The sequence below is a fragment of the Methanoregula sp. genome (assembly GCF_028679125.1).
Taxonomy (GTDB): Archaea; Halobacteriota; Methanomicrobia; order Methanomicrobiales; family Methanospirillaceae; genus Methanoregula.
The window spans coordinates 27,212-40,249 of record NZ_JAJRCG010000011.1; the positions used below are offsets into that span (position 1 = coordinate 27,212).

12 protein-coding genes are annotated in these 13,038 nt (G+C 54.5%); 8 read left to right on the forward strand and 4 right to left on the reverse strand.

Annotation, left to right across the window (positions count from 1 at the left end; translation table 11 throughout):
• Positions 1–24: 24 nt before the first annotated feature.
• Complete coding sequence (locus tag LUQ43_RS08730) at positions 25–1,191, reverse strand: proteasome-activating nucleotidase (protein ID WP_299966469.1); 1,167 nt, start codon at positions 1,189–1,191, stop codon at positions 25–27.
• 44 nt (positions 1,192–1,235) lie between these two features.
• On the opposite strand from LUQ43_RS08730, the gene LUQ43_RS08735 reads away from it, so the two are divergent.
• From LUQ43_RS08735 to LUQ43_RS08750, 4 genes are all read left to right on the forward strand, one after another.
• Positions 1,236–1,649 (forward strand): DUF126 domain-containing protein, encoded by a 414-nt coding sequence (locus tag LUQ43_RS08735; RefSeq protein WP_299966384.1) that lies wholly within the window; start codon positions 1,236–1,238, stop codon positions 1,647–1,649.
• Positions 1,650–1,729: 80 nt separating this feature from the next.
• Positions 1,730–2,182 (forward strand): hypothetical protein, encoded by a 453-nt coding sequence (locus LUQ43_RS08740; RefSeq protein WP_299966385.1) that lies wholly within the window; start codon positions 1,730–1,732, stop codon positions 2,180–2,182.
• A 53-nt stretch (positions 2,183–2,235) separates the two neighbouring features.
• Entirely contained in the window at positions 2,236–3,354 is a 1,119-nt protein-coding gene (locus LUQ43_RS08745; RefSeq protein ID WP_299966386.1) for a TIGR04013 family B12-binding domain/radical SAM domain-containing protein, read from the forward strand.
• Entirely contained in the window at positions 3,351–3,992 is a 642-nt protein-coding gene (locus LUQ43_RS08750; RefSeq protein ID WP_299966387.1) for a metallophosphoesterase, read from the forward strand. The genes LUQ43_RS08745 and LUQ43_RS08750 overlap by 4 nt, the downstream gene beginning before the upstream one ends.
• A 174-nt stretch (positions 3,993–4,166) precedes the next feature.
• Here LUQ43_RS08750 and cyaB read toward each other — a convergent pair whose 3' ends face one another.
• The gene (gene cyaB / locus LUQ43_RS08755) at positions 4,167–4,703 is read right to left on the reverse strand and encodes a class IV adenylate cyclase (protein ID WP_299966389.1); all 537 of its coding nucleotides are present in this window, start codon (positions 4,701–4,703) and stop codon (positions 4,167–4,169) included.
• A 134-nt stretch (positions 4,704–4,837) separates the two neighbouring features.
• Here cyaB and LUQ43_RS08760 point away from each other — a divergent pair, with 134 nt between their 5' ends.
• Complete coding sequence (locus tag LUQ43_RS08760; protein ID WP_299966391.1) at positions 4,838–5,527, forward strand: peptidylprolyl isomerase; 690 nt, start codon at positions 4,838–4,840, stop codon at positions 5,525–5,527.
• A 187-nt stretch (positions 5,528–5,714) separates the two neighbouring features.
• Complete coding sequence (locus tag LUQ43_RS08765; protein ID WP_299966393.1) at positions 5,715–6,815, forward strand: hypothetical protein; 1,101 nt, start codon at positions 5,715–5,717, stop codon at positions 6,813–6,815.
• A 963-nt stretch (positions 6,816–7,778) separates the two neighbouring features.
• Here LUQ43_RS08765 and LUQ43_RS08770 read toward each other — a convergent pair.
• On the reverse strand, positions 7,779–8,807 hold the full coding sequence (locus LUQ43_RS08770) for an mRNA surveillance protein pelota (protein ID WP_299966395.1): 1,029 nt from the start codon (positions 8,805–8,807) through the stop codon (positions 7,779–7,781).
• A complete protein-coding gene (gene rqcH, locus LUQ43_RS08775) occupies positions 8,797–10,695 on the reverse strand; it encodes a ribosome rescue protein RqcH (protein WP_299966397.1) in 1,899 nt (632 codons plus the stop codon). The genes LUQ43_RS08770 and rqcH overlap by 11 nt, the downstream gene beginning before the upstream one ends.
• 124 nt (positions 10,696–10,819) lie before the next feature.
• Between rqcH and LUQ43_RS08780 the strand changes: the two genes are divergently transcribed.
• Together LUQ43_RS08780 and LUQ43_RS08785 are read left to right on the forward strand one after the other, a co-directional pair.
• Positions 10,820–11,200 (forward strand): hypothetical protein, encoded by a 381-nt coding sequence (locus LUQ43_RS08780; protein ID WP_299966399.1) that lies wholly within the window; start codon positions 10,820–10,822, stop codon positions 11,198–11,200.
• A gap of 20 nt (positions 11,201–11,220) precedes the next feature.
• Positions 11,221–12,993, forward strand: a complete 1,773-nt coding sequence (locus tag LUQ43_RS08785; protein ID WP_299966401.1) for a ribosome biogenesis/translation initiation ATPase RLI — start codon at positions 11,221–11,223, stop codon at positions 12,991–12,993.
• The last annotated feature ends 45 nt before the right edge of the window (positions 12,994–13,038 follow it).

Here is a 13,038-nt window from a genome sequence, read left to right on the forward strand (position 1 = left end):
GGTACTGGGCGCATCGAACAGGGCTCAGATGTACATACGGGTATCGGCAACAGCGTCGTTCTTTACCTTGTGCACGGCAGCGGTATAGTCGATCATGGAGATCTCATCGGCATCCCGGCGTACTGCCATCATGCCTGCTTCGCGGCATATGGCTTCGAGTTCTGCGCCGGTGGCTTTCTCGGTGATGAGTGCGATCTCTTTGAGATCGACCGTGCCCAGTTTCATGTTCCGCGAGTGGATCTTCAGGATCTGGAGCCGGGCATCCTTGTCCGGGACCGGGATCTCGATCAGCCGGTCGAACCGGCCGGGGCGCAGGAGCGCCGGGTCGAGCATGTCGGCACGGTTGGTGGCAGCCATGATCCGCACGTCGCCGCGGTTGTCAAAGCCGTCCATCTCGGCAAGGAGCTGCATCAGGGTGCGCTGGACTTCTGCGCTTCCGCTCGTCCCGTCATTGGTGCGCATGCTGCCCACCGCATCGATCTCATCGATGAAGACTATGGCCGGGGCGCGTTCGCGGGCAAGCTGGAACAGTTCCCGGACGAGACCTGCGCCTTCCCCGATGAACTTGTGGACAAGCTCGCTGCCCGACATGCGGATGAAGGTTGCTTTTGCTTCATGGGCCACGGCCTTGGCGATCAGGGTCTTGCCGGTACCCGGTGCACCGAACAGGAGGATGCCCTTGGGAGGCTCGACGCCAATGCGGCGGAAGATCTCCGGGCGGGTGAGCGGGTACTCAACGGCTTCGCGCACTTCCTTGATCTCATCGGAGAGACCACCGATCTGGGCATAGGAGATCTCGGGGGACTCCTCGAGTTCCATGACACGGACGCGGGAATCGTAGATATTGCCGATGACCTTGACGATCGAGAGCGCGTTGTTGACCGCGACCTTTGCGCCCGGTTTTAAAAGCGGGCGGAGCTCCTCGGATGCATTGGTCAGGTATTCCTGGTTGTTTCCCTGCTGGCGGAGGTAAATCTCGCCATTGGGAAGGATATCGACAACCACGGCAACAAAAAGCGGCATGCGCTTGAGCTGGTTGTTCTCGCGCTTCAGCTGGCTGTTCTCCTTCTGGAGTTCGTCAACTTTTACCTTCAGATCGAGAAGGGAAGCTTCCAGTTCGTTGAGCTGGATCTGTATCTTGAGTTCACCGGAAGATGAAGATGCAGAGTTGTTGACAGCAGTCTCTTCCATATCCATCTTATATCTTCATCTTCAACCATTTATGTGGTGTGATTTTGCATATCAGTGGCAGAAGTATATCCCGCGGAAAAGGTTCCGGCCCCCTGCTCGTCAGCCCGGTGCCCATCTCATTTCTCTCGGGCGTTGACCCGGAGACGGGTGTTATTGTCGAGAAAGGACATCCCCTGAAAGGCGTCAGTATGGCAGGAAAAGTGATGGCATTCCCGTACGGGAAGGGATCAACAGTAGGTTCGTATGTCCTGTATGCCCTGAGCCGGAACGGCCATGCCCCTGCCGCGATCATCAATACCGAAGCAGAAGCGATCATAGCCACCGGAGCCATCATCGGCAAAATACCGATGATCGACCGGATCAGCGTACCGTTGTTACAGTTAAAGGATGCAGTCCTGGTTTCTGTTGACGGGGATGACGGCAGCATGGAATATAACGGCGAACTAAGCGGTTCATAATTATTTTGATTTCCTGTATTCTTTTGCGGATAACCTGCGGGATCATAAAAAACAAATAACCGGGTGTCGCATCTTCTGGTATGCAGTCCAGACTCACGATAACGGTGATTGTCATCCTCTGTGCAGCACTCTGTTTTGCCGGGTGTTCCGGCACCCAGAGCACACCAGGCACATCCGCATCCACGGGATCTTCCGGTTCGACCGCATCGGGAAGCACACTTGTCACTTCACCCACCGATGCGATCCCTTCGCAGAATGTGGTGACCGTTGATGTCGGCGAGAAAGATTACCTTGGCGCTGTTCCGGTGATCTTCCAGGGGGGCACCGGGCAGATTCATGTCAAGAAGATCGAGGCAACTATCTATCGTGCCGATGGCCAGACAAAAACGGTAACGATCGGGACGAACAAGGGTGATGAGGCAGATCTGGAAGGGACAAAACAGACGGATCGCGTTGTAGTCTACATCACGTTCGATAATGGCCAGACTCTCAAGACCAATGATGTTGAGAGCCCCTACCGTACCCGCCAGTGAATGCACTTCCGGCAACCCTCTTTTTTTAAGTCACAACCCGATCATTACGTATCATGCAGGTAAACTGGAGGCAGATCCATGCGGCGCGGAACTCCTTTGCCGTGCTGTACGCTGCATGCGAACGGGAAGGATTTACCCTGAATCCTGCCAAAGGTCCTGACCGTGACGTGACCTGTTACAGCCTCACATCGATCAGCGCGTTACGGTATCGTGATGAGATCGCTGGGGCCGATTGTCGTACGATTGTAGGCGGCCCGCATGCATCGGCCTGCCCCCGTGAAGTAGCGGCCTATGCGGATTATGTTGTTGTCGGGGAAGGAGAGTTCACGCTTCCCCGGCTCCTCGCGGACATCCGGAATGGCGGGAAGGGCAGGATCCCCGGGGTGATGACCGGTGATTTCTATGAGCCCGCAGATACGTCCGTGCGGCTGGATGCCTATCCCGCCTTTTCCGAGCACAAGGGATATATCGAGATCTCCCGGGGCTGCCCGTTCTCGTGCGGGTACTGCCAGACCCCCCGGATCTTCGGGCACGGCATGCGGCACCGCTCCATCGATGCAATCGCCCGGTACGCGGAACGGCACGAGCAGTCCCGTTTTGTCACTCCCAATGCGCTCGCCTATGGATCGGATGGCATCCATCCCCGTTTCGACCGGGTTGAACAGCTCCTGAAGCGATGCCCACACCAGATTTTTTTCGGCACCTTCCCAAGCGAGGTGCGACCGGAATTTATCTGCGGGGAATCGCTTGATCTCATCAACCGTTACTGCGCCAATACCAAACTCCATTTCGGCGCCCAGTCCGGCAGCGATGACATTCTCCGGCAATTACATCGCGGGCATACAACGGCAGATGTGATCCATGGCGTTGAATTATGCAAAGAATATGCCCTCACCCCCATTGTGGATTTTATCGTCGGCTTCCCGTTCGAGACCGACGAAGACCAGCGGGCAACGCTCGATCTCATCCGGTGGGTTGCACGGTTCGGCAAGGTACATGTCCACCGGTTCATCCCCCTGCCCGGGACGCCTCTCGCCGGAACAAACGCGCGTCCACTCCTGACCGAGACCGAAAAAACCTGCGGAGAACTGGCCTTGCGGGGAAACCTGACTGGTTCGTGGAATGATCTGGAGATAAGGTTTTTACGACATCCTTCAAATGATATACCATGAAAGATGTGCTATTGATAGCAGATCTCCATGGTCAATTCGGTAAAATTGATTCATTTCTGGAGTTGAGTCCAGAAGCGGTATTTATTGCAGGCGATATCACCAACATGGGTCCTGTTGACTCTGTCGAAGATGTGCTCGCACGTATCGACGTGCCATGCTTTGCAGTCCCAGGCAACTGTGACCCGCGTGAGATCCTCGAGACGCTCGAACACTCGGACGCCGTGAACATGCACGGCTCTTCGATCAACCTTGGCAAGATGACCATTGTTGGTGTTGGCGGGTCGAATCCGACCCCGTTCAACACACCGTTCGAGCTGACCGACAAGCAGATAGATGACGTGTTGAACAGCGCGATGAAAAAGATGGAGAAGACGGTTCACAACGTCCTCCTCTGCCATGCACCTCCCTACGAGACCCTTGACAAACCTGCCGGGGAACACGTGGGAAGCCAGAGCATCCGGAAGCACATGAAGGATTTCGATCTCGTGTGCTGTGCCCATATCCATGAAGCCAGGGGCATCATGGATGTTGACGGCGTTAAGATCGTTAACCCCGGCCCGGCAATGGACGGCAACTGTGCGATGATCCACTTCGGAACTGAAGCACGTGACATCAAGATTGAGCTGCTGACTGTTTAGACAGACTGTATAAACAGACTGTTTGGACAGGCTGTAATACGCAGACTGTTCAGACAGATACAGTTCAATGCAGGTGGCGGGAACAGACCCGCCCCTGCAATAATCTCTTTTACGAACCTGAAAACTGAGCGGAGAGCAATCCGGCTCATGAGATCAGGAAAAAAAGGATTCGGGTTACTCTGCTGATCGCCCTGACAGCAGCAACTCGAGATAGGATGCGAGGATTGGTTCGCCGTCCGCCCCGATCTCTTTGGCAATTTTCTCGATCATGGTCGTAGGGTTATCGTCCTCGTTGTCTGCGATAACCTCGATCTCTGCAAATGTCCCGAGTTCGTCCACGGAATCAAGCGAGATAACTGCGGAATCCATCCGGTAATTCTCCCGCCACTTGTTGACCTCCGTGGTGCGGGTAAACCCGAGACGGACGAGCATGGTCTCAAACGCGGTACCGGATTCAACGGCAAAATTCAGTTCCTCACGGGCTTTGAGGCCGAACTTCTTTATCTTGGGACCCTTGTAGGTTACGACCGCGTGGTCGTCGGTATACCGGACCCGCACCGCCTCATCGGTGATTGCGAAATCCCGGTGGGGAGCATTATAGTAAATGTCATGCTCGTGCACCCGTCCCTTGAACTGCGCATTCTTCGCCTTGAGGTTTTCCCGTATCGTGTCAAGGGATGAAACCCTCACTTTCAGTTCGATTTCAAGCATAGTTGTGCCACACGTTTATCTGTCTTGGTTACGACTTAATATAGTCAGGTACATTACCGTAGGCCGCCTAATACGATTCTCATACAATCCGTTTAGGTCTTACATCAAATCCTACGTTAATAGTCAGGTGAATCATGGTTATCAAAGAAGGAGATTTTATCCGGCTCAGCTATACAGGAAGCGTCAGTGACAGGGTTTTTGACACCACCGATGAGGCCGAGGCAAAGACCGCAGGAATCCACAGCGCGAAGGCACTCTATGGCCCGGTCACGATCTGTGTGGGCCAGAAGCACGTCATTGTGGGTCTTGACGAGGAACTTGTCGGCAAGAAGGCAGGTTCTGAGGGATCCGTCACCGTCCAGCCGGACAAGGCATTCGGCGAACGCGACCCCAAGAAACTCCAGTCCTTCCCGAAGAACAAGTTTACCGAGAAACCGGTCCGCGGCATGCCCGTGAAACTTGAAGATATGGGCGAAGGTACGGTTGTCGATGTCATCGGCTCCCGGGTCATTGTTGATTTCAATGCACCGCTCGCCGGCCAGACTCTTGTCTACAAGTACAAGGTTGAGGAAATGGTATCGGATCCTCTCGACCAGCTCAAGGGACTTGTCCACCTCTATGCCGGCAGGGATATGGAGATTACGCTTGACGCAGGCAAGGCCACCGTCACGCTGCCGCCGGGCATCAACTATGACCGCCGCTGGCTTCTCTGGCGCGGGCGGATCATCCACGAGGGTTTCGAGCTTGTGAAGGGCATTGAAGAGATCGTCCTTGTCGAGAGCTACAAGAAGCCCGAGAAGACTGAAGAGAAGAAGGAAGAATAATCAACTTTTTTTTCATGCGCTCGCCCCGCGCACGTGGCGTGTTTGCTGTTATATACGGATATTGCACTCTGTTAATTTTGTACTCCTGTTGAACGGGACAAACGATTCGATTTTTTATTAACCAGAATTAAAACTCACGTCAGTAGGGTCATAACGGTTTTTATAGGGTGATGACGTACAGTTCATTATGAACACGTCAGCCTGGGTAATCCCCGCAATCATTGCCCTCCTTGTTGCCGGTGTCTTTTTTGCCGGGTGCTCAGATGAGAGCTCAACAAGTGATTCAGCAGCCCAAAGCAGTATCGCTGCTACCCCAACGACCTCCGCTGCAGTATATAGCGAAGGCGACATTGTGAAAAATCCCAAGTCCACCGTAAATTCAGCCACGTTGATCATCAGTTACAATAGTGGTACGGATATGTACGAGCGTGCAACAATTTATCCCCTGAATGATGGAAGCTGGGGATACCGTGTGGATTCCAAAACCACAACAATAAGCCGGGCGAACCTTGAGAAAGTGTTTACCGAGAAGGTCTCAACGATAGTAGTAGCTGATGTGACGATTGGTGCGCCCACGACTGTTACCACGGTGGCAACCACTGCGACGACGAAGGTAACTACTGCGGCGACAACCGCAACGACAACGACATCGAGTGCATCAGCACCCAAGATCAAAGATATTGATCCCTTCATTGGAACCGCAGGAACAACGGTATCAATTACTGATCTTGATGGGACAAATTTCGTATCCGGAGCGAATGTCTCCCTTACACGATCGGGTGAATCTCCCATCAATGCAACGAGTGTAAGTGTCTCTTCGGGAACCACGATAACCTGTAAACTCGCCATTCCCTCCGGAACAACGGCAGGGTCATGGAACGTTGTTGTCACGAATCCAGATGGACTATCCAACACGTATGCGAACCTGTTTACGATCTATGGAAATAGTTCTTCAACATCATCAACGACTACGACCACCACGACGTCCACTGCCGCCACCAATGTAACATTAACGTCCGTATCTACCAACGTTATAACCACCGGGGGTTCAGAAACATCCGGTGTTCAAATAATCGTTATGGGGACCAATCTGGCATACCCGGCACATATAAAACTGACCAGTGGTTCAAATACCATTACCGGAACCAATTACTATGCAATCTCCACCCAACAGGCTCAGGATATGTTTACCATTCCCTCAGGATATACCGGAACATATACCGTTTCGTTAGTAGATTCCAGTGGGAACGTCCTGGCGTCAGTCTCCAATGGATTACTAATTCAATAATATCCTAATTTTATTTGGTGATTAGGTAAAGTCCCCCACTAACCCATGGTTAGTATTGAGCCAATTCTGATTTTTTTTAGATTTGCGCTCCAGAGAACACAAAAATACAGTCCCTCTTCTGCGCCGCCAGTCCCCGAGGGGGACGGGGCGCTATTAGCGATGCCTCGGCATTACCTTAATTGGGGGCACACACAGGTACAGGTAATACGGCACTATCGCAACCGGGGGATGCCCGAGCGGCAGGGGCTGAGGCTTGTCGGAACCCCCAAGAACGATACTGAAAATATTGTTTCCGGTTTATCGCACTTTTGGTGGATGTTACACAATCACCTTTTATTTTTGGCAATTATTGATGGATGTGGGTTTTGGAGGGGAGTCTCACGCATACCCCCCAGTCATTTTATTTTCAAACCGATCAGACCCCCCCACCCCCATGGGGGGGAGGTATCCGGCATACCCCTCCCCCCCTCCGGCCCAAAGACACCCCCCCTTATCAGTTCCGGGTAGGCCCGCGGACGGAACGTTTCGTCTGAACGCCCATGGAGAATCGTGAACAATTATGTGTGCAATAATGCGTACATCCCACTTTTGAGGAGGGGGGTATCCGGCATACCCCCCCACCAATTATTTTTCCGGAACGGGAGACCCCCCCTCCCCTCTGGTTTCAAACGCGATCATACCCCCCCAATGAAGGGCCGGATAATCCGAAAGAAACGAGATATACGCCCCGTCAAATTGATCTGCCGTCAGAAACCGGTGACGGATGCGGGCGATCGTCCGGGTTTTCTCCTGCCAGGGGAGGGGGGTATCCGGTATACCCCCCTCCCCCAACCGGCACCAGGAGGGGGCTCCCTCAATCCGCAGGCAGGGGAACCCTGGCGGAGGTTCCGGATTTGTCCGGAATAGATCGCGGTTGAACCGCACCGGTTGCTGTCCGGTAGGGAAGCATATCAGAAACCGGCATTACTGGGCAAGTTTATACCGGAGCAGTGCCGCAATCCCGCCAAGCGCAACAAGGCGCTCCCCGGGTTCAAAAGATGAGGAGAGAACAACCACCGATGCCCGCATGGCCTCTGCCTTCTCGATCAGCGCCATGATCTCCGGGTCACGCAGGAGAGCATCAGCGATCAGGATCTGCTCCGCGGCCCCGTATCCTATGGCATCGCCGACTTCCACCCGGCCATAGGCAACAGCGCCGCTTCTCGATATTCTCAGCAGCAGCTCATCCATCATCTGCACTTCCCGGGAGAGCTGGAGGTCATCGATCAGCTTGTCGAGCGCACCTTTTCCAATAACTTCCTGTACTGCCCCGCGGCCGATACGTCGGGTCTCTACGATAACTGCCCGCCCGGCGGGAGGACAGTTCTGGTTTTTAGCATATCTGACAAAATCGTCCTTGATGAACCCGGGGCCGGCAATGATCATCGGGCCGGTGATCTCGGTAATCGTGGCAATGATCTGGTCAAAGAACCCCGTGCGCGATTCGGTCTCCGCGCCTTTGCCACTGCCGGCAGTAAGGGTGATGACACTCTCCGGCCCGTACTGGCGGAGCCGGAAGAGTTCAGCTTCCCCCTCCTCGATGGTGAGGATGTGGATCACCCCGTAGACTGAAGCCTTCACGGCCCGGTCTATCCGTTCGCGCTCCAGCGGGCGCCATTGTTTTATGACGGAGATCTCGTACCCGGTCTCGACACTGATGGTATGGAACGCGCCGGTATCAACGCCGTGTTCGATGATCCCGGTAAGCCGGAGCCGTGCCCCGTGTACAGAAAATTCATGGCGATCGATCCGGACCCCGAGCCGGACCGGCCGCTTCTCCACCTTCTCCGGCCGGATCTTGTCGCTTGTGGTATCGACACTCCGAAATGTGGTTGCAAAGACCAGATCGCCCGGCGCGATGAGGTGCTGGAGGTGCCAGAGATCGTCGATACTCTCCGGGAGTAACCGGATCTCGCCAAAACCGTTCCGCATCTCCCCGTATTCAGCCTTCATGGTGCCCGATAATATCCGAACCGCCGGGCGGGGTGAATGCAGCCACCTGATCGGTGTTCAGGATACCTTTGAGTGCCTTTACATCATCGTCCGACAGTTTTCCTTTTAGGATACGCAGGATCTTCTTTGCCACGTCGTTAGGCTCGAACTGGCCGGGCCGGATCTCGACATTGATCTTAGTCCTGGCCCGGATCAATTCCGGCGGGCCGCCGATCACTGTTGCATGGGGTTCGGTCATGAGGCCAATCCCGATCCCGAGCGGGATATTCCGGTAATAGGTACGCTCGCCCCGCACAATGAACGAACCCCGGGTGACAAATTCCCCGGATTCCGGCGTCTTACTTACCTGCGAGGGAAGGGCGCTGTACACATCTGCGGAGAAGTGCCCGCTCCGCCATGCGCCGGAATAGGATGCCGCGAACTGTGCCACCTCGTCCATCCGCTCCGTTTTTCCTTTCACCAGTACAACGCTGGCACCGTGGACATCGGCGTGGACGAAGAGGTCTCCCCCGGCCATGTACTTCTTGACCAGTTCCTCGTTCTGCGATGCATCGCGCCCGCCCAGCACCACCACGCCATCGCTCGTGATAAACCAGCGGAAGCGGTGGTACCAGAGTTTCTTTATCGGCACGAAATCACGTTTCTGTGACTTCTTTTTGACGGCAATGGTCTTCATTGCGATAAGGGCGCCGGCTTTCTTCCGCTTGAATTTTTTTATGACGTCGTGATACCGGCCGGCATTCTGCTCGACCCCCTCGTGGACATAGATCTTGACGCGTTTTCCTATCTCCACCTCGACCGCTGCTTCGCCCGGGTAGAATGCAATGATCTTTTTCGCGTCCGGGGATTCAGCGTCCTTCAGGTGCTTCTCGATCTCCTGCCAGGAGAGTTGTTTACTTGCCGTATCAAGTGCCGTGATGAGCCGGGCAATGAACTGGTAGTTTTCATAGATGATATTGACAACGGCCTGTGCTTCTGCAATAGTCCGGTCAAATTTTTTAACCGCAGCTTCCTGGTGAACGCGGATCCGGTCTTCCTTGGCAATCTTCGGGCGCTTACCTGATTTCTTCTCGGCCTTGGTCAGCGGGTAGAATGCCTCCAGGGCCTCCGAGAATGTCTGGTAGGGTGAGGCAGCAGTACTGGCGCTGTCCCGGAGATCGACCGGTTCGCAGTGTTTTGCATCAATAAACGGCGAACGTTCGCTCTCAACGCGCCGGAACAGGGTATTGAGCGCATCGGATATTTTCACCGGGTCTGCGTCATGGGCGGGGATTGCCTTGTCCATACCTGCAACGGTGCAGATATATTCCGCGTACATTCCTCCGAGCATACCGCCGATTGCCAGTGCCCTGACAAGGTCGCGGTCATCCGCGTTGAGAAATGATGACAGGTTCTCCAGTGATGCTGTCGGATCGCTGCTGCTCAGGACATAGGGTACGCCCGGAACGACCTCCCGGTCCTTGAACCGGTGATGGCGGAGCGGTTTGATAATGGTATAATCCTCCTGGGTGAGGATGAGATTCCCTTCATCAAACAGTTCGATGATGAGGTGGTATGTCAGGACACCTTTGCCGATATCGAAGATGAGGATGCGTTCGAGATTGTGCTGGCGGATTGCGAGCACCTTTCCGCCCGAGATGTATTTCCGGAGCAGCATCGCGAACTGGGGCGGGTTTTTCGGGGGGTTCGGGAGATCCCGGACGAAATGTGCCCGTCTCCCCGCCTCGACAATGAACTGGTACCTCGCCTTGTTCTCGCCGTTGATCCGGATAGCCAGCGTCCGCGTATCGAACTGGTAGACCTTGTCGATCCAGAGCGGCAGCTTCCCGCGCAACTCGGACGTCATAGCCCTGACGTCAATACCGCTCATGCCCTGTTCGGATGCCATTGTGTAATAACCGGTTAGTTATTAGATGCCAAAACCTGATAAACGTATAATCACCCGAGGATAAGGGAGAACCAAAGTACATATGGCTTTGAGAACATAGTTATGAGACAACTGGTGTTGTGGGATGAGCGAAGATATCGTTGAAGTGAAACCGGCAGGGGATGAGAAGCCGGTCCAGTCAAAGAAGGCCAAGACCAAGGCAGACAAGCAGGCTGAGCATATCAACCGCATCAAGCGGACACTTGCGGCATCCCTGCTGGGTATCCTGGCCGGGATTATCTCCTATTACGTTGGAGGACCTCTTGATGCACACGGTCTTCAGAACGACGGGTTCCTTGGCTTCATGATCATGCTCGCATGCATCGTCATCCAGAAACACATCTTCATCCTGTTAGGGATGGACACCACCAAGCTCGGTTTCAAGGACTGGTTCTACCAGGGATTCATGACCTTTGCATTCTGGTTCATGATCTGGACGATCCTGTTGACTGCAATCCTCCTCTGATCTTCTTTTTGTGATGTGCCATGAGAATAGCCATTGTCCACAAAGACCGCTGTCATGCAAAGAAATGCGGCAACGAGTGCATTATCTACTGTCCCCGCGTACGGACCGGTGACGAGACGGTCATCATCGGCGCTGATGGGAAGGCCGAGATCTCAGAAGAACTCTGTGTCGGGTGCGGTATCTGTATCAAGAAATGCCCGTTCGATGCAATCGATATCGTCAGTCTTCCTGAAGAACTCGAACACCCGACCCATCGGTACGGGAAGAACGGATTTGCGCTCTACGGGCTCCCGATCCCGGTGGAAGGCAAGGTCACCGGCATTCTCGGTGCCAATGGTATCGGTAAGAGTACTGCCATCAAGATCCTCTCCGGCCAGCTCCGCCCGAACCTCGGCAACTTTGACAATGAAGTGGCATGGGAAGAGATCCTCAAGTTGTACTCCGGCACGGAACTCTTCGACTACCTCCAGACGGTCTCGAAGAAGACCCTGAAGATCGCAACCAAGCCCCAGTATATCGATTTCATCCCCAAGGTGTTCTCCGGCACCGTGCGGGCGCTCCTGACGACCACCGACGAGCGTGGCCGGCTCGGCGAGATCCTGCCGGTCATGAAACTGGATTCCATCCTCGATCATGATATCGGCACCCTGAGCGGCGGTGAACTCCAGCGGGTTGCCATTGCAGCCTGCCTTGCCCGGGATGCGGACCTCTATTTCCTCGACGAGATCACCCCGTTCCTGGATATCTATCAGCGGATCGCGGCAGCAAAACTGATCCGTGACCTTGCCACGGAACGCCCCGTTGTCATTGTCGAGCACGACTTGGCGATCCTGGACATGCTTGCCGATACGGTCCATGTCGGGTACGGCAAGCCGGCAGTCTTCGGTATCATCACCCGGCCCAAGGGAGTCCGGGTGGGCATCAACCAGTACCTTGAAGGGTTCCTTGCCGAGGAGAACGTGCGGTTCCGCGACTCCCAGGTGGTATTCGAGAAGCGGGCACACGAGAAGGGCTCCAATCGCGAAGATCTCGTTGTCATACCGGCAATGACCAAGAAGTTCGAGAACTTTGAACTTACGGTGGGTGGCGGGACGATCCGGGCCGGCGAGGTGCTGGGCATTGTCGGGGCAAACGGTACGGGGAAGAGCACGTTTGCAAAACTCCTGGCCGGGGTTGAGACGCCGACTACCGGCACGCTCGACACAACGCTGAAGATCTCCTACAAACCCCAGTACATCAAGGCAGATACCTCTGACACGGTCGAGATGTACCTGCGCGGGTGCACGACAAAGTTCGATTCATCGATATTCCAGCACGAGATTCTTGAAACACTCAGTCTCAATACGATCCTCCAGTCACCGGTTGATTCCCTGAGTGGCGGCGAACTCCAACGGGTTGCAATCGCTGCATGCCTCTCCCGTGATGCCGATCTCTATATCCTCGATGAACCCAGCGCTCATCTCGATGTCGAGCAGCGTGTCCGGATCACGCGGATGATCAAGCGGCATGCAGAGGGCAAGGAAGTCGGGATCCTGGTGATAGACCATGACATCTATGTCATCGATATGATCAGCGAGCGGATCCTTGTCTTTGATGGCGAACCGGGTGCGAGCGGAATGGCATCGGGACCGTACCTCATGCGGGACGGCATGAACCGGTTCCTGCGTGAACTTGATGTGACCTTCCGGCGGGACCAGAGCGGGCGCCCGCGGATCAACAAACCTGATTCATTCCTTGACCGTGAACAGAAATCCTTGGGCGAATTCTATTATTATGCGCAGGATGATGACTGATTAAATCCCCAGCATTTTAATATTATAACATGCCATTTTTGCTAT

Coding starts and splice junctions, on each gene's coding strand:
- cyaB (WP_299966389.1), bottom strand. CDS start 4,703: ATGCTTGAAATCGAACTGAAAGTGAGGGTTTCATCCCTTGACACGATA.
- LUQ43_RS08765 (WP_299966393.1), top strand. CDS start 5,715: ATGAACACGTCAGCCTGGGTAATCCCCGCAATCATTGCCCTCCTTGTT.
- LUQ43_RS08785 (WP_299966401.1), top strand. CDS start 11,221: ATGAGAATAGCCATTGTCCACAAAGACCGCTGTCATGCAAAGAAATGC.
- LUQ43_RS08770 (WP_299966395.1), bottom strand. CDS start 8,807: ATGAAGGCTGAATACGGGGAGATGCGGAACGGTTTTGGCGAGATCCGG.
- LUQ43_RS08740 (WP_299966385.1), top strand. CDS start 1,730: ATGCAGTCCAGACTCACGATAACGGTGATTGTCATCCTCTGTGCAGCA.
- LUQ43_RS08730 (WP_299966469.1), bottom strand. CDS start 1,191: ATGGAAGAGACTGCTGTCAACAACTCTGCATCTTCATCTTCCGGTGAA.
- LUQ43_RS08750 (WP_299966387.1), top strand. CDS start 3,351: ATGAAAGATGTGCTATTGATAGCAGATCTCCATGGTCAATTCGGTAAA.
- LUQ43_RS08745 (WP_299966386.1), top strand. CDS start 2,236: ATGCAGGTAAACTGGAGGCAGATCCATGCGGCGCGGAACTCCTTTGCC.
- rqcH (WP_299966397.1), bottom strand. CDS start 10,695: ATGGCATCCGAACAGGGCATGAGCGGTATTGACGTCAGGGCTATGACG.
- LUQ43_RS08780 (WP_299966399.1), top strand. CDS start 10,820: ATGAGCGAAGATATCGTTGAAGTGAAACCGGCAGGGGATGAGAAGCCG.
- LUQ43_RS08760 (WP_299966391.1), top strand. CDS start 4,838: ATGGTTATCAAAGAAGGAGATTTTATCCGGCTCAGCTATACAGGAAGC.